This is a genomic window from Catenovulum agarivorans DS-2, from assembly GCF_000568405.1.
Classification (GTDB): domain Bacteria; phylum Pseudomonadota; class Gammaproteobacteria; order Enterobacterales; family Alteromonadaceae; genus Catenovulum; species Catenovulum agarivorans_A.
The window spans coordinates 40,682-59,863 of sequence record NZ_ARZY01000016.1 but is presented as its reverse complement, the minus strand read 5'-3'; the positions used below and the strand labels follow the sequence as shown (position 1 = coordinate 59,863).

The 19,182-nt window shown below is 40.9% G+C and carries 21 protein-coding genes; 8 read left to right on the top strand and 13 right to left on the bottom strand.

The annotated features are described in order from the left end of the window. Positions 1 to 20: 20 nt before the first annotated feature. Positions 21 to 494: an NYN domain-containing protein gene (locus DS2_RS09820; RefSeq protein ID WP_035014568.1), complete on the bottom strand. Its 474-nt coding sequence runs from the start codon at positions 492 to 494 to the stop codon at positions 21 to 23. A 167-nt stretch (positions 495 to 661) separates the two neighbouring features. Then, entirely contained in the window at positions 662 to 2,347 is a 1,686-nt protein-coding gene (locus DS2_RS09815; protein ID WP_035014567.1) for a PKD domain-containing protein, read from the bottom strand. 285 nt (positions 2,348 to 2,632) lie between these two features. Between DS2_RS09815 and DS2_RS09810 the strand changes: the two genes are divergently transcribed. Together DS2_RS09810 and DS2_RS09805 are read left to right on the top strand one after the other, a co-directional pair. Then, positions 2,633 to 2,959 carry a hypothetical protein gene (locus tag DS2_RS09810; RefSeq protein WP_035014566.1) on the top strand — a complete coding sequence of 109 codons (327 nt, stop codon included), beginning with the start codon at positions 2,633 to 2,635 and terminating at the stop codon, positions 2,957 to 2,959. 22 nt (positions 2,960 to 2,981) lie between these two features. Then, a complete protein-coding gene (locus DS2_RS09805) occupies positions 2,982 to 3,674 on the top strand; it encodes a helix-turn-helix transcriptional regulator (protein ID WP_035014565.1) in 693 nt (230 codons plus the stop codon). 4 nt (positions 3,675 to 3,678) lie between these two features. On the opposite strand, the gene DS2_RS09800 is transcribed toward DS2_RS09805, so the two are convergent. The 8 genes from DS2_RS09800 to DS2_RS09765 form a co-directional block, all read right to left on the bottom strand. Then, complete coding sequence (locus DS2_RS09800; RefSeq protein WP_035014564.1) at positions 3,679 to 4,296, bottom strand: ACP phosphodiesterase; 618 nt, start codon at positions 4,294 to 4,296, stop codon at positions 3,679 to 3,681. Between the two features lie 41 nt (positions 4,297 to 4,337). Further along, on the bottom strand, positions 4,338 to 5,099 hold the full coding sequence (locus DS2_RS09795; RefSeq protein ID WP_081754246.1) for a substrate-binding periplasmic protein: 762 nt from the start codon (positions 5,097 to 5,099) through the stop codon (positions 4,338 to 4,340). A 10-nt stretch (positions 5,100 to 5,109) separates the two neighbouring features. Beyond that, the gene (gene rapA, locus DS2_RS09790; protein ID WP_035014562.1) at positions 5,110 to 7,923 is read right to left on the bottom strand and encodes an RNA polymerase-associated protein RapA; all 2,814 of its coding nucleotides are present in this window, start codon (positions 7,921 to 7,923) and stop codon (positions 5,110 to 5,112) included. 134 nt (positions 7,924 to 8,057) lie between these two features. Next, the gene (locus tag DS2_RS19855; RefSeq protein WP_051479772.1) at positions 8,058 to 8,801 is read right to left on the bottom strand and encodes a 4'-phosphopantetheinyl transferase family protein; all 744 of its coding nucleotides are present in this window, start codon (positions 8,799 to 8,801) and stop codon (positions 8,058 to 8,060) included. Positions 8,802 to 8,803: 2 nt separating this feature from the next. Continuing rightward, on the bottom strand, positions 8,804 to 9,277 hold the full coding sequence (gene greB / locus DS2_RS09780; protein ID WP_035014561.1) for a transcription elongation factor GreB: 474 nt from the start codon (positions 9,275 to 9,277) through the stop codon (positions 8,804 to 8,806). 54 nt (positions 9,278 to 9,331) lie between these two features. Then, positions 9,332 to 9,934 (bottom strand): response regulator transcription factor, encoded by a 603-nt coding sequence (locus DS2_RS09775; protein ID WP_035014560.1) that lies wholly within the window; start codon positions 9,932 to 9,934, stop codon positions 9,332 to 9,334. Continuing rightward, entirely contained in the window at positions 9,931 to 11,034 is a 1,104-nt protein-coding gene (locus DS2_RS09770) for a sensor histidine kinase (protein ID WP_051479771.1), read from the bottom strand. The genes DS2_RS09775 and DS2_RS09770 overlap by 4 nt, the downstream gene beginning before the upstream one ends. Before the next feature lie 87 nt (positions 11,035 to 11,121). Continuing rightward, positions 11,122 to 11,814, bottom strand: a complete 693-nt coding sequence (locus DS2_RS09765; protein WP_035014559.1) for a tetratricopeptide repeat protein — start codon at positions 11,812 to 11,814, stop codon at positions 11,122 to 11,124. A 481-nt stretch (positions 11,815 to 12,295) separates the two neighbouring features. Here DS2_RS09765 and DS2_RS09760 point away from each other — a divergent pair, with 481 nt between their 5' ends. Both DS2_RS09760 and DS2_RS09755 read left to right on the top strand, forming a co-directional pair. Further along, positions 12,296 to 13,309, top strand: a complete 1,014-nt coding sequence (locus DS2_RS09760) for an IS110 family transposase (RefSeq protein WP_035014558.1) — start codon at positions 12,296 to 12,298, stop codon at positions 13,307 to 13,309. A 530-nt stretch (positions 13,310 to 13,839) separates the two neighbouring features. Then, complete coding sequence (locus DS2_RS09755) at positions 13,840 to 14,040, top strand: hypothetical protein (protein ID WP_016957474.1); 201 nt, start codon at positions 13,840 to 13,842, stop codon at positions 14,038 to 14,040. 84 nt (positions 14,041 to 14,124) lie between these two features. On the opposite strand, the gene epmB is transcribed toward DS2_RS09755, so the two are convergent. Beyond that, positions 14,125 to 15,132: an EF-P beta-lysylation protein EpmB gene (gene epmB / locus DS2_RS09750; RefSeq protein WP_268745624.1), complete on the bottom strand. Its 1,008-nt coding sequence runs from the start codon at positions 15,130 to 15,132 to the stop codon at positions 14,125 to 14,127. A gap of 212 nt (positions 15,133 to 15,344) precedes the next feature. On the opposite strand from epmB, the gene DS2_RS09745 reads away from it, so the two are divergent. From DS2_RS09745 to DS2_RS09730, 4 genes are all read left to right on the top strand, one after another. Then, positions 15,345 to 15,671, top strand: a complete 327-nt coding sequence (locus DS2_RS09745; protein ID WP_035014556.1) for a hypothetical protein — start codon at positions 15,345 to 15,347, stop codon at positions 15,669 to 15,671. Between the two features lie 94 nt (positions 15,672 to 15,765). Further along, positions 15,766 to 16,332 (top strand): elongation factor P, encoded by a 567-nt coding sequence (gene efp / locus DS2_RS09740; RefSeq protein ID WP_035014555.1) that lies wholly within the window; start codon positions 15,766 to 15,768, stop codon positions 16,330 to 16,332. 75 nt (positions 16,333 to 16,407) lie between these two features. Further along, positions 16,408 to 17,397 carry an elongation factor P--(R)-beta-lysine ligase gene (gene epmA / locus DS2_RS09735; protein WP_035014554.1) on the top strand — a complete coding sequence of 330 codons (990 nt, stop codon included), beginning with the start codon at positions 16,408 to 16,410 and terminating at the stop codon, positions 17,395 to 17,397. Between the two features lie 212 nt (positions 17,398 to 17,609). After that, entirely contained in the window at positions 17,610 to 18,125 is a 516-nt protein-coding gene (locus DS2_RS09730) for a TlpA family protein disulfide reductase (RefSeq protein ID WP_035014553.1), read from the top strand. 34 nt (positions 18,126 to 18,159) lie between these two features. On the opposite strand, the gene erpA is transcribed toward DS2_RS09730, so the two are convergent. Both erpA and DS2_RS19850 read right to left on the bottom strand, forming a co-directional pair. Next, the gene (gene erpA / locus DS2_RS09725) at positions 18,160 to 18,495 is read right to left on the bottom strand and encodes an iron-sulfur cluster insertion protein ErpA (protein ID WP_035014552.1); all 336 of its coding nucleotides are present in this window, start codon (positions 18,493 to 18,495) and stop codon (positions 18,160 to 18,162) included. A 64-nt stretch (positions 18,496 to 18,559) separates the two neighbouring features. Beyond that, positions 18,560 to 19,174 carry a DUF6776 family protein gene (locus DS2_RS19850; RefSeq protein WP_152537588.1) on the bottom strand — a complete coding sequence of 205 codons (615 nt, stop codon included), beginning with the start codon at positions 19,172 to 19,174 and terminating at the stop codon, positions 18,560 to 18,562. Between the last annotated feature and the right edge of the window lie 8 nt (positions 19,175 to 19,182).

The following is a 19,182-nucleotide window of genomic DNA, read 5'->3' as shown; positions in this document are numbered from 1 at the left end:
CTTTTGCAATGCATTTGGGTTTAGAACAACATATCCTGCAATATCGGCGTAAATTCATCGGCTGCATCTATTAATGAATTAGCGGTTAAACTAGGGACACCATATACTTGAGTTTGCACTTGGTAGGCATCACGTACTTTTTGTAGTAACAAATCAAAGTCACCATCACCTGACAATAAAATGACTTTATCAACCTGTTGAGCAGCTTCCAGTACATCTATAGTAATGCCTACATCCCAATCGCCTTTAGCTGAACCATCAGACCGCTGGATGTAAGGCTTCAGTTTGACGTTAAAACCTATGTGTTTTAACGCACTTTGAAATTTATGCTGGCCATCGTCACCTTTATGAATAGCGTAGGCATTTGCGATAACTATATCACCTTGATAATTTACATATTGCCAAAAATTTCGATAATTAAATTGTTTGGCATAAGCTTGTTTGGTGGTGTAATAGATGTTTTGCACATCAACAAAAATGGCAATTTTAGGCATAAAGTAACAAACTAATTAATTCAGACTCAAAGTATTAGCCTACTCCATATCCGAGAATATGCCTACGATTTAACAGCAAGCAAAAAATTTTTAGCTCGGTATTCGGCTGGAATTTTGTTGATTTTTGCGGTTTGGACAGAGTTAGTGTCGGCGCGAAAATCACTAAATTAGTCAGAAATGTACAGAGTACGATTGAAAGTATCTTGGTAACCACCGGAGTCGGTCACAGTTAAACTGACATTGTACTCTCCTGCTGCGGCATATTGATGAACTGGATTTTGCGCTGTTGATGTCACACCGTCACCAAAATGCCAACTCCAACTTACAATCTCACTGGTACTCTGGCTGTTGTCTATAAAACTCAGCTGGTGATCATTTCGCTCCATTTTAAAATGGCTAAGTACCCCGTGTTCAAACAGCTTAATTTTAACCGTTTGAAATGCGTTAATAACATCTGCTTCATTGCGCCCCATGACAAAAGCCTGCTGTCTAATACAGTTGGCAGCATGGGTTAATGTGCCATCGGCTGACCAACACGTTTTAGCCGCCTGTAAATAAGCCTGGTACGTTGGCTCTAGCCCCCATTTCTGACTAAGCAAATAAAATGGATAAGTCATCATGCCAATACGCAGATAATAATTATCCCCTGCGTCGTCATAATCTAAAAAGCTGGCAATTGCCTGGGACTCAGTTTGTATTTGATTTAATTGACGTACCCGTCCATGATTTTCACCGCCATGCAACCAATCCGCTGAACCTGAAGTGTAATATTTAACCATTACTCCACTGATATCAGCAAAGGCTTCATGCAGGGTCATTGCATCGTTACTCAAAGTATTTTGATAAGGATTTAACGCCGAAACTCTAGTTAAAACCCCATGAGCAACTTCATGCGCAACAGAATCTAAAGACAAGGTTGAATATTGGAAAGGATAAGCATCGGCAAAATTAGCATATGCACCGTCCCAAAAAACCATATCTTGCCATTGAGCGCCATAGTGAACACGTAATCTAATTTTGTCATTTAACGCTGGCTCACCGAGATATTTGATAAAACTGTCGTAAACTAAAGTGCCATAGTACATAGCATCATTTAACGTTGAATATGTCCAAACACCTATTTCGTCAGAAATTTCTCGATGGGTATTTACAGGCTCAACCCCACATTCGAATTGAAATGGAGGAAATAAACCATCATCGGCAATATTCGGCGCACTATTATCTGGACGACTGTGCCAATTTGTATCCTTTTCATTGGCCATATCAACCACACTCACTAAGCCATTATCAAAATAACAAGTGTCGTTGCGTTTGCTAATACTAATTTTTGCTCTAGTATCACCATAATACCAAGATTCAAGCTCGTTGCCGCCTGGCCCAGTCATGAGTGCATTGCCAATAAAATCATCAAAACGTACAGCCAATCCTTCTGTCGCACGCCCCAGCCGATTAGCTAAATACACTTTAATCATTTTAGCTTCAGGTGGCACAACCACTTCGCCATCAATCTGAATTTCTGGTAATTCTGCAACTTCAGTTTGCTGCCAAGGCTCACCAAACTCATCCCCATTGCTATCCGCCCAATACAACCAAACTTGCTCAGCTCGGCTATTGTCATCTTGTGCTTGGCTAGCAGCTGCATCTTCAAATTTAATATCCATTGCTCCGCCAATTTGGCCGGACGTTGCATTGTTATCACGAAAAGCCAATCGACTGATTGTATTTGAAGGCAGCGAAGTTATAGGCTCTTCATCGACAGGCTCTGAAACGTCAATGTCGCCACAGGCTGCAATAAACAAAGTTAAACTCATCGTAGTTAATAGCAAGCGTGTGCGGTTAAAGGCTTTAGACATTTATTTTGTCCCTAAATCAGGCGAGTTAGTCAGCGAACAACAGGCGTTTATTGCTGTGCTTAAAATTAGCCTATTAATCTAGCATCATTCGTTAAAGTAATTTGTAAATAAATGTAATGCTTAATAAATTTTATTTTTGCTGTTCTGAACACTACTGACACAACGCTGTCAGCAGCCCTAGTTTAAGCTCCTTGGTGTTGACAGGTTAATAGCTATGCCGTGTTTGGGTTAGCGATTAGCCTTGTGCAATTGTAATTTTATTAAACAATGGAAAAGGAGCTTAAAATGACCTCTACAGTAATTGAATTTATCACCTACAAATTTAAATCAAATGTTGATCAAAGCCAGATAGATCAAATGAACAGCGAGCTAAATGCCTTTTTACTTGAACAGCCGGGTTTTTATTACCGCTCACTAAGTGAAGATGCCAACGGCCTGCAGCACGACATTATTTATTGGCATGATATGCAACAAGCTAAACAAGCGTCTGAAGCGTTTATGCAGTTGCCTGTTTGTCAGTTGATTATGGAATCAACGATAGCTGACACTGTAAATATGCAGCATATGCAGGTACTATCTGAAATATCCACTTTAATGGACGAGCCAGCTTAACTGGCGCAGATTAAATAACACCATGCGAAAAGCCGAACGTCTCTTTCAGATTTTAACTTATTTGCGCAGCAAACGTGGCGTAGTCACAGCTGAACAATTAGCAGAAAACTTGCAGGTTTCGCAGCGCACTATCTATCGAGACATTCAGGCTTTGTCGTTGTCAGGCGTGCCGATTGAGTCGGAAGCCGGCATAGGCTACCGGCTCAAACCCAACTTTAATATGCCACCCATAATGTTCGACCAAGCTGAATTAGAGGCTTTAATGCTGGGTGTGCGTATGGTTGAAAGTTGGAGCCATCAAGGCATGGCAACTGCGGCATCTTCTGCCCTTGCCAAAATTCATGCTGTATTACCCGAGCAGTTACACCATAAAGCCACTTCACAACCCGAGTGGCTAATTATCCCTAAATTTGTCTCCAAAGATTACCAACAAACCAGCGAACAAATATCTCAAGCAATCAAACAAAAACTTGCATGTAATCTGCATTATCAAGATGAAAGTGGCAATAAAACCAATCGCACTATTTGGCCACTCGGTATGATTTATTGGGGGAAAACCTGGACTTTAGTTGCCTGGTGTAAAAAACGCGAAGATTACCGTATGTTCAGGTTAGATAGAATTGAGTCGGTGTGTCTAACCGAGCAAGCATTTGTACCAACCGAAGCTATTAGTTTGGAAAATTATATTAATAAATGTCGTGAGCAGTATGGTTAAAAGTTTAATAGTTGAATTTAACACTGCTGTTCAAATTGCCGCTTTCAAGCGCATTTTGATTTACATGATTAATTAGTTGTGGGAAAAACTCTAAAAATAGCATTTCGAGTTCGTCATAATGACACTGGATATCCTCAACGGCACCTGAAAAGTTATTGGTAAAACGAATGCGTTTGGCTATGTTATCAAGTGCTCCGCCTATACCTGTAAGCGTTTCATATTCTTTAAACCAATCATTTTTGATCAGACTGCTGATTACATTTTGCATTCTATACGGCATATCAGGAATACGTTTATGCAAAAGTTGATAGCTATTTTGTTTAAATACGGCCAATGGCTCTTCATTGAACAGCATCCAATTTTTAATCAGGAAGTGATCAAATACTACGTCAATCGCAATACTCGCGAATCGTTTACGCGGTTTGGAAAAATACCCTTTAGCTTGTTTAATTGCTAGGTGGTTGTCTGTAAATTTATCGACTAAATAATGATTATCTAATGCTTTTTTCACTGTAACCGGCATATGCTTTACATCCCTTTTACCACCAAAATCTCCTAGAAGATTGCCAAAATGAGAGTCTGCATTTGGCTGAGCTAAGTAAAGGTGCGCTAGATAGTTCAAGGCAATTATCTCTATATTAATCTGAGTCGAGAAAAATATGATTAATGGTAACGCGCAACAATTTTAGCCACTTGACCTGAAGATATTAACTCTGCGAGTTTATTCGATAATTCTGCAGTTTTATTGACTAATTGCGACTTTTTCGAAACCGCAATATACATATCTTGCTGCTTTTGATAAGTAAATTGCGCGGCTTGCATTTTTTCTAAGTATTCAACATCGGATGCGCGTTTACGTACCGATAAATCCCTGGCTAAAAAGGTATCGATGCGTTTGTTCAGTAACATATCAATCAGTTGTTCGTGATTGACCACAGGTACTTTGGTTAAGCGGTTATCATCGTCAAAAGGTTTAAAATAAACAGCGCCTCGTAGTACACCGATTTTTTTGCCGATTAAGTCTTCATACCTAGCAATTTTCAGCACGCTGTCATTATTTAGGTAAAACTTAACAGGGGTGATTACACTTGAATAAGGTTTAGATAAATATTCGAAATGACGCTGGCGCTCTGAGGTTTTGTTTATACCTATCATCATATCTGCTTGACCTATTTGTGTTTGATATAAACAACGGGCAAACGGACACTGGACAAATTCGATTTGATAGCCGATTGAGGCGGCCAACAATTTGCCCACTTCAACATTACTGCCGACAAATTCTTGCCCATCTAAATAAACTAATGGCGGCTCTATATGCGTTGCGACACGAATAACAGCAGATTCGATGTCAGGTGAGCTGGCATAAGCTGAATTTGCAGCAACAGCCGACAGCATAACAACAAAAATGCATATGAACCGCTTCATTTAGTTATCACTACCCATGGCTAACTACAACTAATCGCAATGCATCTAATTTAACCCGAGCCTGGGCTAAATGTTCTTCCAAAGACTTTTGTTGCTGCGCCAAAGACTCTAGTTCAATAGGTCGAATATTTGGATTTACCGCTTTGAGCTCAGTCAAGCGACTGATTTCTTCACCCAATTGTTGAGCAACTTTTTCTTTGGCAGCATCAATAATAGCCACAGCTTCAGCGGTCGCTTTTTCTTCAGCTTGCTGAATAAGCGCATGCACCTGCGGTTGCAAAGCGGTCGCCAACTGCGACGCAACTTGTTTGTTCACCGGTTTAAGCTGTTTATTTAAACCCTCAAAGCCGACTTTCTCGGCTAAGTTATTGCCCGCTTTATCTAACAATAAACGAATTGGGGTTGGTGGTAAAAATCGTCCTGGTTGCAATTGTTTTGGTGCGCTAGTTTCAACGACATAAATCAGCTCTAACAGATAAGTGCCTTCTGGCAGCGCTTTATTGTTTAGAATGCTCACGGCATTGTTGCCAACTTCACCTCTGGATATCAGTTCAAAACAACCCTGCACCATAGGGTGATCCCAACTAATAAAACGCACATCTTCACGTGATAACGCAGTTTCGCGATCGAAAGTGATGGTCATGCCACCATCGTGCAATTCAGGAAAATGCGGCTCTAACATATGCTCGGTTGGATTAACCGCGATACATTGTTCGCCTTTGTCTTCTTGCGACACGCCGTACACATCAAATACTTGCAGCATAAATGCCACAAGGCGAGTATCGTCATCCATTTGCTCAATCTGCTCAGCAATTGCTTCGCCATCAAAGCCTTTTGAGTTCAGTTCGAGTAAAATATCTCGGCCTTGTTCTAACTGAGCATTTAATTCAGTTACTTGCTGTTTAGCCGCGTCAATTAATCCACTTATTTGCTCTTGTTCATACTGGTTTTGTACTAGCGCTTGCAATAACTCGGCTTGCTGTTGCTCAAATACTTTAATCCCTGCTGGACAAGTATGCGCATAAGCATTAATACCGTGATGCTGCCAATTAAATAAAGTTTGGCTGGCTGAGTTGGCAAAATATGGAATATGAATTTGAATATCGTGGCGCTGGCCAATTCGGTCTAAACGGCCAATACGTTGTTCAAGTAAATCTGGGTTGAGCGGAATATCAAATAACACTAAGTGACGAGCAAATTGGAAGTTACGCCCTTCCGAGCCAATTTCCGAACAAATTAATAACTGACAGCCTTCGTCTTGGTCGGCAAACCAAGCCGCGGCGCGGTCGCGTTCAACTATGCTCATGCCTTCGTGGAACACGGCTGCGTTTAAGCCAAATTTAACCCGTACAGCTTGCTCTAAGGTTAATGCAGTTGATGCCCGCGCACAGATAATTAAAAACTTTTCATGTTTGTTTTCTTTAATTAGCTCAGCTAAATATTCAACTCTTGGGTCGACTTTCCACCATTCAATATCACCACTAATCGCACTTTCGTATAAAAACTCTGGGGTTAATAAAGGCTCAACGGTTTTAGCTGATGCATCATCAGGGTGGCGATTTAACCACCAATCCGCTGCCGCTTGATATTCTGATGGCAACTCCATTTCTGTTGGCAATACACAGCGCACAGGGAAACCTTTTACCGACGCACGGGTATTACGGAATAACACGCGGCCAGTGCCATGTTGGTCAATCAGTTTTTTCAACTCAGCAATTTGCGCGTCTGATAAATCTTCATTACTGGTGATTTGTTTTGCTTGCTCAGCTATTTTGCTATAACCCGCTTCTTCGGCAACAAATTTGTCGTAGTCATAAAAACGTTCAGGGTCGAGTAAACGTAAACGCGCAAAGTGGCTTTGGTGGCCAAGTTGGTCAGGGGTTGCGGTTAACAACAATAAACCAGCGCATAAACGCGATAGTTTTTCTACTGCTAAATAGGCTGGACTTGCGCCATCTGGGTGCCAATCTAAGTGATGCGCTTCGTCAACGACAACTAAATCCCATTGAGCTTGGCTGGCTTGTTCTAAACGTTTGTCAGAATCAGCCAATAAACCAACAGGTGCAATTATTAACTGTTCGGTTTCAAATGGGTTTTCTTCGGATGAATCGTATTCGCCACATCTTTCTTCGTTAAAGATCGCAAACTGCAAATTAAAACGCCGCAGCATTTCGACTAACCACTGATATTGCAAACTTTCAGGCAATAGAATTAATACGCGTGATGCACGACCTGTTAATAGCTGCTGATGAATAATCATGCCTGCTTCAATGGTTTTACCTAAACCTACTTCGTCAGATAACAAAACCCTTGGGGCAACCCGGCTACCAGCTTCTTTGGCTATGTGAAGCTGATGCGGAATCAGCGCAGTACGCGCGCCCGCTAAACCCACTAGCGGGTGTGTTTGATATTCGTACTGCAATTTGCGCGCTTCGTATCTAAGCGTGTACCAATCGTTGCGGTCGATTTGTGCGGTAAAGAGGCGGTCTTGTGGTTTATTAAATTTAAGATGGTGGTTTATACGTGTTTCAATCAGTTGTTCTGGTTCTTGGGTGTCTGAACGTATGCCTAAATAGATATTTAAACCATCTTCACTGACTACTTGCTGTACCGTGAGGCTCCAACCTTCAGCACTTTCAACCGAGTCACCTGGATTAAAACTTACTCGGGTTAAAGGTGCGCTGCCAATAACATATTCTCTTTGGTCACCTGATGCGGGGAATAACATGGAAATGCGGCGACCATTTACGGCAACGACTGTGCCTAAACCTAAATCTGATTCTGAATCACTGATCCAGCGTTGTCCTAATGCAAATTCGCTCATTAGTTTTTCTATCTCCTCTTTGAAGGGCGCGTATGTTACCCAAAGCGCTGGTCGCTTTCACCTACATTTTTAAAGTATTGAGGCAAAGTTGCTATCTCGCAAGCTAGATTTCCGCTACAGACGAATAATCAAACCTAACCACTGCTCAGCCAAGTCACAACCATATCGTCTTGCAGTGTCCAATTAACGGCTATTAAACCACCAGCCAAAAAAGCTGCATCTAAAGACGGAAATGCATCGGTAATTTTAAAAATAAGCTGGTTTGGTTTGTGTGACACAAGCTCAACAGCATCAAACGAAAAAAATGTTTTTACCAATGGGTAATAAGCTTTATAGATAGTTTCTTTTGCAGAAAAAATTAAGGTTACGAATGCGGAAAAACTTAGTGTTTCAGATACCTTAGACTGCTCAACCACAGCCAACTCGCGCACATTTATAAATTCTTGATGAAGGTTTTTCGCTTGTTCAATGCTTAAACATTTTTCGATGTCTACCCCAAGTAAACTCTGTTGTGACTGGCGTTTTACCATTACAACAACCTGGCCGTTAGAATGAGAGATACAGCCAATCATACCTTTGGGCCAAACTGGCGCTCTATCCTCACCAATAGCTAATACTTCATGCTCTGTGCCTGTTAATTGTTTGATAGCGAGCCAAGCTAAATAACGCCCAGCGACAAATTCGGCGCAGCGTTTTTGCCGCATTTTATCTATGTTGATACCTTGACTGCCAAACAACCGCTGCCAATAGCTGATATCACATTCAGCGACACTGAAATGGGCTGTTAAGGAGATAAATGATTGTATATCAGGCTCTTGCACAAACTGGTGCGAGTTATTGGTCACTTGGGTAACAAAATTGGGCTGCTGAGCAAACATAGCTATTTGTTGTACTCAATAGAATTGATATACCAAGTCACTTCACCAGCTTCAGTTTTCACGACAGCTTCGTCGTCTACTTGTTTTTTTAATAACGCACGTGCCATTGGCGCATCTATCGAAATATAATCTTTGCGGCCAAATATTTCATCATAACCAACAATACGAAACTTTAGAGTTTGGCCGTCGTCGTTTTCAACTTCAACCCAGGCACCAAAAAACACTTTGCCTTCTTGCTGCGGGCTATAATCGACTATTTTTAGGTTGTCTAAGCACTTGCGTAGATAGCGAACTCGGCGGTCAATTTCACGCAACTTCTTCTTATTGTATTGATAATCGGCGTTCTCACTACGGTCACCTAAGCTTGCCGCCCAGGTGACTTTTTTAGTCGTTTCTGGTCGTTCAACGCGCCATAAATGGTCTAACTCTGCTTGTAATTTTTCATAACCTTGGCGAGTAATCAGTTGAGTACGCAAATTGACCTCCTACAATAGACAAATTTCAGACTTAACGTGCAAACGCGCAGGTTACTATAACCAACCTTTTTGTCTAGCGATTCGTGCCGCATCTATTCGATTGGTCGCGTTCAATTTAGCAATCGCTTCGGATAGATAATTGCGAACAGTACCTTCAGATAAAAATAATTCTGCCGCAATTTCCGCAGTTTTTTTACCTTCACCAGCTAAACGTAACGATTTGCGTTCCTTGTCAGAAAGTGGATCAACATCGTCTAACGCTTGAATGGCCAGCTCTGGATCTATCACTTTTTTACCTTGGATAATTTGCCTAAGTGCATCTGCTAATTGTTCTGATGGACAGTCTTTTAATAAAAAACCGCGCACACCTGCCACTAGGGCGCGCTTGATATAACCTGCTCGTGCAAAGGTTGTGATCACAACCGTTTTTACCTCCGGCTGAATCGTTTTTACTTGTTCGATTAGTTCTAAACCGGTCATATGTGGCATTTCGATATCGGTTAACACCACATCCACTGGATGCTTTTTCAACAGCTCAATCGCTTGTTGGCCATTGGCTGCTTGCGCTACCACTTCAATGTCGTATTCCATATTCAGCAAGGCAACTAATGCGCCACGAACTAATGCTTGATCTTCCGCCAACAATACTTTGATCATGATTGAAATATCCCTTGGTCAAATTCTAAATAAAGCGCAAAACCATTGTTCTGCTCAATCCTAACCTGCCCACCTAATTCGGCCACCCGCTCTTGAATGCCAGTTAGACCATTGCCAAAGTGGCCTTGGCACGTTTGGCCGTCGTTAATAATTTCAATGTTCAATTTATTCTCTTGTTGCATGCAACTCAAAAATACGTTTTTGCCCTGGCTATGTTTAATAATATTGGTGGTGGCTTCTTTAATAATAAGCAGCAATGCCGATTCAGCTTTGGCCGTTAAACCTGACAAACTAATATCACCTTCAACGTTAAAACCTTTGTCCAACATTAAACTTTTAATTTTGATCAGCTCAGCATTAATATCCTTAGTTTTATAGCCAGAAACTGCCGCGCGGACTTCTGATAAAGTCGTGCGCGTGATTTGAGCGACTTGCTCTATTTCATCTAACGCTGCAGCTATTTTCCCTGCGTTACCCAATTTACTCGCAAGCTCGGCTTTTAACACAATAGATGACAATGTGTGGCCTAATAAATCGTGCAAATCGCGTGCTATTCGTTCACGCTCGGCTATTGTTGCAAGCTGTTCATTATGTAGTTGGCTTTGCTCTTTCTCATGCTCTTGCTGTAATTTGGAGCGTGTCATTACGCCAAAAAAGTAATTTGGAATAGTGGCAATATAAGCTGGCAATAAAAAGTACAACTCAATTATATTAAAGGCCCATGCACTCAAGCCAATGCTAACGAGTATGAGCATAAGCCATGGCACACCACGTTTATACGAATAATAATACCCAACTAAAAATGCAACATAAGGAAAGAGTGCACAAGTGCCTGGGTTAATTGCAGTTGCGGCGACACTAATCGCAGTTAACCCAACTAAATAGTAGTGAATAGTCTGCTGGGTACATTTTTGCGCCCAAATATAACCTGCAATAAAGGCCACGTAGGCGGCAAAGCTAGCTATTATTTCTAGCGAAGATAAATGTGGCCAGATCATGCTGAGTGGAAAAAAGTAAAACCCTGTAAATAGCAGCGGTATCCATAAATAGAAATTGTTGTAGCCTGTAAACAGAGGTGCAACTTGGTAGCCTTGGTTCATAATATACTCTATCGATTCTGGTTGATTATTATGAAAATGGAGCAACCAATTTACGCACCATTTTCACACTTACTGCCAATTTGTTGTTTACAAAGATGCACTATTTTGTGCGATTAACTCTTTTGCCCAATTACTATTTGGATTAATTTCAAGCGCTTGATTAAAGTCAGCAAGCGCCGCTTGAGTCTCTCCCTTCTCTATTTTCGCCAGACCGCGCCAAATATAAGCTTCATCATGACCCCAGTAATAACCAGAATTCACATCTCCCGGATAGTGATTTATTGCTTTATTAAACATAGTAACAGCAACTTGTTTATTGCCGCCGTACACGACTGGCGTATGGTATTTGATAATTCCCTGTACCAACTGTAGTCTAGGGTTGTTCGGGGCAATTTGATTCGCCTGAGTTAATAAAACCTGCATTTTAGGCCCAAGTTGTTGCGCTTTGTCATGAGCAAAGCCTATGTGCAGACTATAGACTTGCACAAGCAAGATCATGCTTTCAACATCATTTGGATTGGTTGCCAATTGCTGATTTAGAATATCTGCCGCTATGGTTAAATGCGCCTGTAGATTGCTATATTCTTGTTTGACCATATATGCAACCCCGAGCTTGTATTGTGCAAATGCTTTATCGTAACCTTGGCTTTGCGCCGCTAAACTCGTCAGTGATTCAATCTGCATATTGTTCGCAGCTAACGCTATTTCATCAATGGTATTTTGCTCAGCAAAAACATTTAAGCTCATAGAAAGTGCAACTGCAAATATAACTTTTTTCATTTTCATATCCTTAACTGGTGTTGTGATTAAATTTGAGAGCAGCGCTCCCGTCACAATTAAGTATGCCAAGGATGATTTTTTTTCTTATAGATGTTTGTCACCAGTTAATATGACAAATGTCATGACATTTGCAGTTTTGCAAAATCAGCATTTCAGTCGGCTTTATCGAGCTAATATAGTACGGCGAAAAGTCCATTCAGCACGAACAATGCCAAAAAGGTGAAAGGTGGTTGGGAGTGTGTTTTTCAAAACTTCACAAAACCTACTCAACTTAATTTCAGCTCGCTTTCTGGAAAGTACTAGAGCAATAACTTAGAGCAAAATCTCTTTTTCATGGGCGAATCAGAACCGAAGCACCGCTTCGCAGTCTGATGAGGTGAAGCCAGGGATAATGGAATGGACCCACTCCTCTTTAAATACGGCTTCAAATGAGCCAAGATGAAATTGCAAAAAGACATCTAAATTAAAGAAGGAGTGGTATATGAAGACTAACCTAATTGGCCTAGACATAGCAAAGAGTATTTTTCATTTAGTCATGGTGAATGAATTTGGTAAATTACTCAAAAAGAAAGAACTAAAAAGAAGAAATTTGTTGGCGTATATAAGCCAACTAGAGCCATGTATTATTGTAATGGAAGCCTGTGGTAGTGCACATCACTGGGCAAGAGCGTTCCAATATTTTGGACACGAAGTTAAGTTAATTGCACCACAGTATGTGAAACCCTATGTGCGAGGAAACAAGACTGACTACAATGATGCCCTGGCTATCGCAGAAGCTGCACAACGACCAGACATGAGATTTGTACCAATAAAAAATATTGAGCAACACGATATTCAAATCGTTCATCGTTTACGTGAACGTCTGGTAAAAAACAGAACAGCTTTGGTTAACCAAACTCGAGGGCTTTTAGCTGAGTATGGCTTAATCATTTACAAAGGTGTGGCTGCGGTTAGAAGTGAGTTACCAATTATTCTTGAAGATGCAGAAAACGGTTTGACTATGATGGCTCGTGAATTCTTTGCCGACTTGTATGATGAATTATTAACTATTGAAGCCAAACTCAAAAACTGTGAACAGAAAATAAAACAAATAAATGAACACCACTATATATGCAAAAGACTTAATGAAATAACCGGGATCGGGCCAATTACAGCTACAGCATTGTTTGCAGCAGCTGGAACAGCTCAAGAGTTTAAAAATGGCAGGCACTTTTCAGCTTGGATAGGGTTAGTCCCTAAACAGCATTCAACTGGGGGGAAAGCCAATTTACTTGGGATAAGTAAGCGCGGGAATAGTTATTTGAGAACTTTACTTATCCACGGTGCACGTTCACTGCTAATAAATGCACCGAAGAAAAATGACAAATTAAGTGTTTGGGTTACGAAGTTAAAAGAAAGAAGTTGCTACAACAAAGCTTGTGTCGCATTGGCCAATAAACTGGCCAGAATTGCTTGGGTAATTATGGCTAAAAATGAATCATTTAAATTAGCTTGATAGCTTTAGCCCCTTAATTTCTTAACCTTTAACCGTAATACAACAAAGATTCCAAACGATTGCTAAGCAATTTGATTTGATGAAAAACAGGTCAGACCGGCTCGCTTAAAACCTTTTGTCGTCTTGGGCTATCATAAGCCGTAGGGATGTTTAGGAAAGTGAGCGCATACATCCATCAGGGCTAGAGAGTATAAAAACACTCTCATTTAAAAGCCGAATATATGGGTGCAACGATTCTAGTTTTAATCAATCAAATTACTTGCAAACGGAGTGGGTCCATATAAGGCGACAGGGCCTGTCCTTCAAGGATGAATAGTCTACTCAAGACTCAATGTAATACTGAACAGCGTTTTTGTGAAAGTTATGGTCTAGTAATTTCCCTATATTGCACATAGCTAGCAGCGCGAAACAACCGTGCCGAAAAAATATTCAATTTTTTGCTAAAGAAATTGAATTTGCTGCCGATAGCGATCGTGAGGGTAATACTGCTCTCAATTAAACCTTAACCAACGATGTTTTTGGAGGTACGTATGGACGTAAGTTCAACGGGCGTTAATCAATCTTCGGTTGCCCAACAGGCAGGTGACGCTGAATTGCGCGGCGCTAAATTAGCAAAGTCGCAGCAAGAAGCGGAAGGCAAAGCAGCAATGGACTTGCTTCAATCTGCAGAAGTTTCCCCTCCTCGCTCAGCAGATCCGGCGATTGGTCAAAACATCAACATCAAGGTTTAACTTGGTGCTGAGTCAGGCCCAAGGGATAGAAATTCTATTTTGAAGGTCTGGCAACCCCTCGTTTTACCCCAAACTTGTTTGGGTTTAAATAAGTACTACGGGGCTTTTACTCATAAGCCCCGCCTCCTCTCTAACCCACTTAGGCACTAAAAAACCCGGTAATTCAGCCAACAACCCCTGTTGCAAAGGTCTCACTTGCTCATCACTCAAATAAAAATGTGCAGCCCCAGCAACTTTATCAAACAGGTGAATATAATAAGGCAAAATGCCAACTGCAAATAAACGCTCACTCAACTGTACTAAAGCCTCAACATTGTCATTCACACCCTTAAGTAACACAGCTTGGTTCAACAACGTTATATTTGGCTGTTTAAATTTAGCTAAATGATTCGCCAAAAATGAATCTACTTCGTTGGCATGGTTTATATGCAAAACCATAATCACTTTTAAACGACTGCTTTTTAGCATGTCTGCAAGCTCAGGCGTTAACCTCTGAGGAATAACAACCGGCAACCGTGTATGTATGCGTAACCTAGTTAGATGGTCGATTTGTTCAAGTTGTGTGAGCAACGAGGCAATATGATGGTCTTGTGCCATTAACGGATCACCGCCACTTAACACAACCTCATTAATTTCAGGGTGACTTTGAATGTAGTTAAGTATTTGTTCGATTTTAGCTTGATTTAATGCATTATCTTGATAGGGAAAGTGGCGTCGAAAACAGTAGCGGCAATTTACGGCACAGCCACCGCGCAATAAAATGAGTACACGGCTCTTATATTTATGTAATAACCCTGGCAACGCAGCTTGCTGTTCTTCGAGTGGATCGCGAGTAAACCCTGCGACTTCGTCGAATTCTTGCTGCTGAGTCATCACTTGTAAAAATAATGGGTCGTAAATGTCGCCTTTGGCCATTTTAGCCACAAAAGGGCGCGGTGCTCGTAATGGAAAAAGTTTGCGCGCGCTGAAACCTTGAATAAAGCGCTGTTTATCAATTTGTAGTTGCGCCAATAACTGCTCAGGTTCTGTAATAGTTTGCGCCAGTTCTTTGCGCCAACATGATTCAAACTGCAATGAATTAAACTCATTTATAGGACATAGCCGCTATTTTAACGGATTGTCGACCAACACCAAAGATATTCGCCAAACTAAAACTTGACTATTTTTCACCCAACGACTAAGTTAAGCAAAATGTGAACACGCGCACATTATGCATTCACAACAGTTGTAGTCAGAACCAACCTAAAAATTTAGGTGGAAAATAATATAAACCACTACCTGATATCACGGAGAATCGCGCATTTATGGACAACTATAATTTATTAAGCTGGTTAATTTACCGCTACCCTCACTTTGCAGAGCATTCCAAGGCTTTTTGCTGCAGTCTAATCGCCAGAGCTAAATACAATACGCGCATACTACGTGCATTAGTTGGTGTGATGTTTATTCTCTGTGCCACACTGTTCTTATTTATTGCAGCTAGCGCCTGCCAGTTACAAATATTTTCTGGCTATCAAGGCCTTACTTTATCTTTGCTTATCTGCAGCATAATTCAACAAGTTACTAAACCACTTGACCTCTATATTATTAAAAGCGAATTATCCGCGTTAATCACTCAGCAAAAAGTATAATGCGCCAAAGTTAAAAATCGGGTAAAATTCCGCGGATTTATCGAATTAGATTATAGTTCCCCTAGCAATTGGGGATGGAAATTAAGGGGTTATCATGGCAACTGTCAGCACCAATGAATTTCGCGGTGGCTTAAAAATAATGTTAGATGGCGAACCATGCGCTATCATCGAAAACGAATTTGTAAAACCAGGTAAAGGCCAAGCTTTTAACCGAGTAAAAATCCGTAAATTGATCTCAGGTAAAGTTTTAGAGAAAACTTTTAAATCAGGTGAATCTGTTGAAAAAGCAGAAATTATGGATACAGATTTAGCTTATCTATACAACGATGGCGAGTTCTGGCACTTTATGAATAATGAAACGTTTGAACAAATTGCGGCTGATGCCAAAGCAATTGGTGATAACGAAAAATGGTTAGTCGAACAAGATGAATGTACCCTAACTTTATGGGATGGGAATCCAATTGCGGTAACACCACCTAATTTTGTAGAGTTGGAAGTAACGGACACAGACCCAGGTCTTAAAGGTGATACTGCTGGCACGGGCGGTAAACCTGCCACTTTAAGCACAGGCGCTGTCGTTCGCGTACCTTTATTTATTCAAATTGGTGAAGTCATTAAAGTAGATACTCGCTCTGGCGAATATGTATCTCGTGTAAAATAATCACCTACTCATGGTTCAAATTTTTCGATTTGAGCCATGTTGTTTCCCTCTCCGACAGTCTAAACTCAGCTCTATATGACGACCCGAACAAACTCAGCAACTCACTGGCAGCCCTCAGCAAATATTGCAACGCTCAAACAACGCGCGCGAATAATCAGTCAGATTCGGCAGTTTTTCGCCAACCGCAATGTGCTTGAAGTTGAAACACCGAGTTTATCGCAACATGGTGTCACAGACTTACACCTAGATAATTTAACCACGCACTATGGCGGCGCTGGCTTTGCGCAAGGAGTAGATTTGTATTTGCAGACTTCACCAGAGTTTGCAATGAAACGCCTGTTAGCTGCTGGCTCTGGCTGTATATTTCAGCTGGCAAAAGCCTTTCGCGATGATGAGTTTGGTCGCCAGCACAATCCAGAGTTCACTATGCTGGAGTGGTATCGCGTTGGCTTTAGTCGCGTAGATTTAATGAATGAAGTGGCCGAATTAGTCAAGCTGGTGTTAAATGTCCCACACTGTAAGGCTTATACCTATCAACAATTGTTTATAGAATACTTGCAGCTAGACCCACTTGCCTGCAATGTTAAGCAGCTAACCGATAAGCTTCAACAGTTGCAACGAACCGATATTGTTGAGATAGCAGACGACAAAACCAGTTTACTGCAAATTATGTTTGCAGAGTTCATTGAACCTAAAATGGCCCAAGATGCTCCGTGTTTTGTTTATCACTTTCCTGCAGAACAAGCGAGTTTAGCTAGGCTCAATCAACAAGATCAAAGAGTGGCTGAGCGTTTCGAGTTATATTACCGAGGCATCGAATTAGCAAATGGTTTTGACGAGCTCACCAATGCAAACGAGCAGCTAGAACGTTTTGAGCAAGACAATCAGTTGCGAATGCAATATGGAAAATGTGCCAAGTCGATCGATATGCGTTTAATTGCGGCTTTAAATGCTGGTTTACCCCAATGCTCTGGTGTCGCATTAGGGGTGGATAGATTAATTATGTTGGCTTTAGGCGCCACCGGCATAGAAGAAGTTATCGCCTTTCCATTGACTCGGTGTTGATAAATTTAAACACCTCGCGGCACGAAATACACTGCGCAAGTTCGCCCACTGCAAACATAATTTTCCAGCGAAAGGCATGGCTTCAACTTGGAGGATGTGACTTTAACAACACTTGGCATGTGCATCATATACAACTACCATAAAAGCATACTCATAAAAACAAACTGTATATGCGCATTCTAAAAAGTAAATTTTTCTCAATCGGGATATTAATGGTTGCCCTAGCAACTGGGGTTACATCGGCTTGGCTGCTATTTCATAAAATAGACCACAGCCAAACTTCAATTACCACTCAGGCTATTTATCAGCAAAAATTTACCAGCAATAATGCGCAAAATAGTTTAGCTGAAGTCACACAAAATTATTTGGTGTTAGACTTTTGGGCGAGCTGGTGTGGCCCTTGTATTGAATCTTTGCCTTACTATCAACAGCTATTCAATACTTTTGAGCAACAGCAGTTTACTTGGGTTGCGGTTAATCAAGATGCAAATAAAGCCAATGCTGATAAATTTCTAACCGAGCACAATTTACAAAAACTGCCAGTGTGGTTTGATCAACAAGCTGCACTGTCACGCCACTATGGTGTCAGTGGCCTACCCACTTTGTTACTACTGAATAAACACAGACAAGTGATATACCGTATTGTCGGTTTTAAACAATCAGAAAAACAAAGTATTAAACAAAAATTGATTGAAGCGATGGAATTAGACAAGCAAGAACAGAGTTAGGTTAGTGAAAAGTCACTAACCTAATCGAAAAATTTTATACAGAAAAGCTAGCGCCACATCCACACGTTGTGGTGGCATTTGGGTTTTTAACAAAGAAACGTGAACCTTCTAAACCAGAAGTGTAGTCGACTTCACCACCCATCAAATATTGTAGGCTCATTGGGTCAACCACTAGGTTAACACCTTCTTTTTCAATAACCATGTCACCTTCATTGACCTTTTCGTCGAAGGTGAAACCGTATTGAAAACCAGAACAGCCGCCACCTGTAATGTATACCCTAAACTTTAAGTTTGGGTTTTCTTCTTCTTCAATCAACAGCTTAACTTGTTTTGCTGCTGTTTCTGTGAAATTAAGTGGAATCTGATCCATTTAACACAACCTCATTATATTGCAATGCCACTATTATCTAATACCTGACTAAACCATTCAACTATTATTCGCGATGAACCACTTGTGGAGACCAAGTATAGTCCAGTTCAGTGCGGCTATAACTTTGCCCCCTGCGCTGTGGCAATACCACCGCAAGATTGACTCGCTCAGGGGTAAAACGCTCAGGCAAGACAAACTCACCTTCCAATATTTGAAAATATCGAAAACTAAAAGAGGTATCACTATCTGCTATTGCTAACTTTTTCATATCTATTGAAAAATTTTTGCCATTTTGAATGCCAAACAAGGTTAGTGAAATATACCCTTTGGCAAAGCGCTTTTGTTTGCTGGTTTGCACTAAAATAACTTTATATCTAAATTGATTGTCTATCAGCGTTGGTTCAATCAGCAGCTCATCAACCATAACACCATCAGCCGTCAGCTCTGGTGCCATAACACTTTGGTAAAAAGTCAGTGTTTCTTTTAGCTTAGTGTTTTCTTGCTGAACTTGTTTTAGCTCAGTTTGCAGTTTCTGCAAACTCATATTATTTACTTCAAGCTCAACCCTAATAAAATTCAGCTTTTGCTCAGTTTGAAACAGCGCCTGATTTTTCTCATCAATGGTTTGATTTAATGCCTCTACTTGTTTGATATCCGTCTGCAATAGCTTATAGGCCACCAAAACGC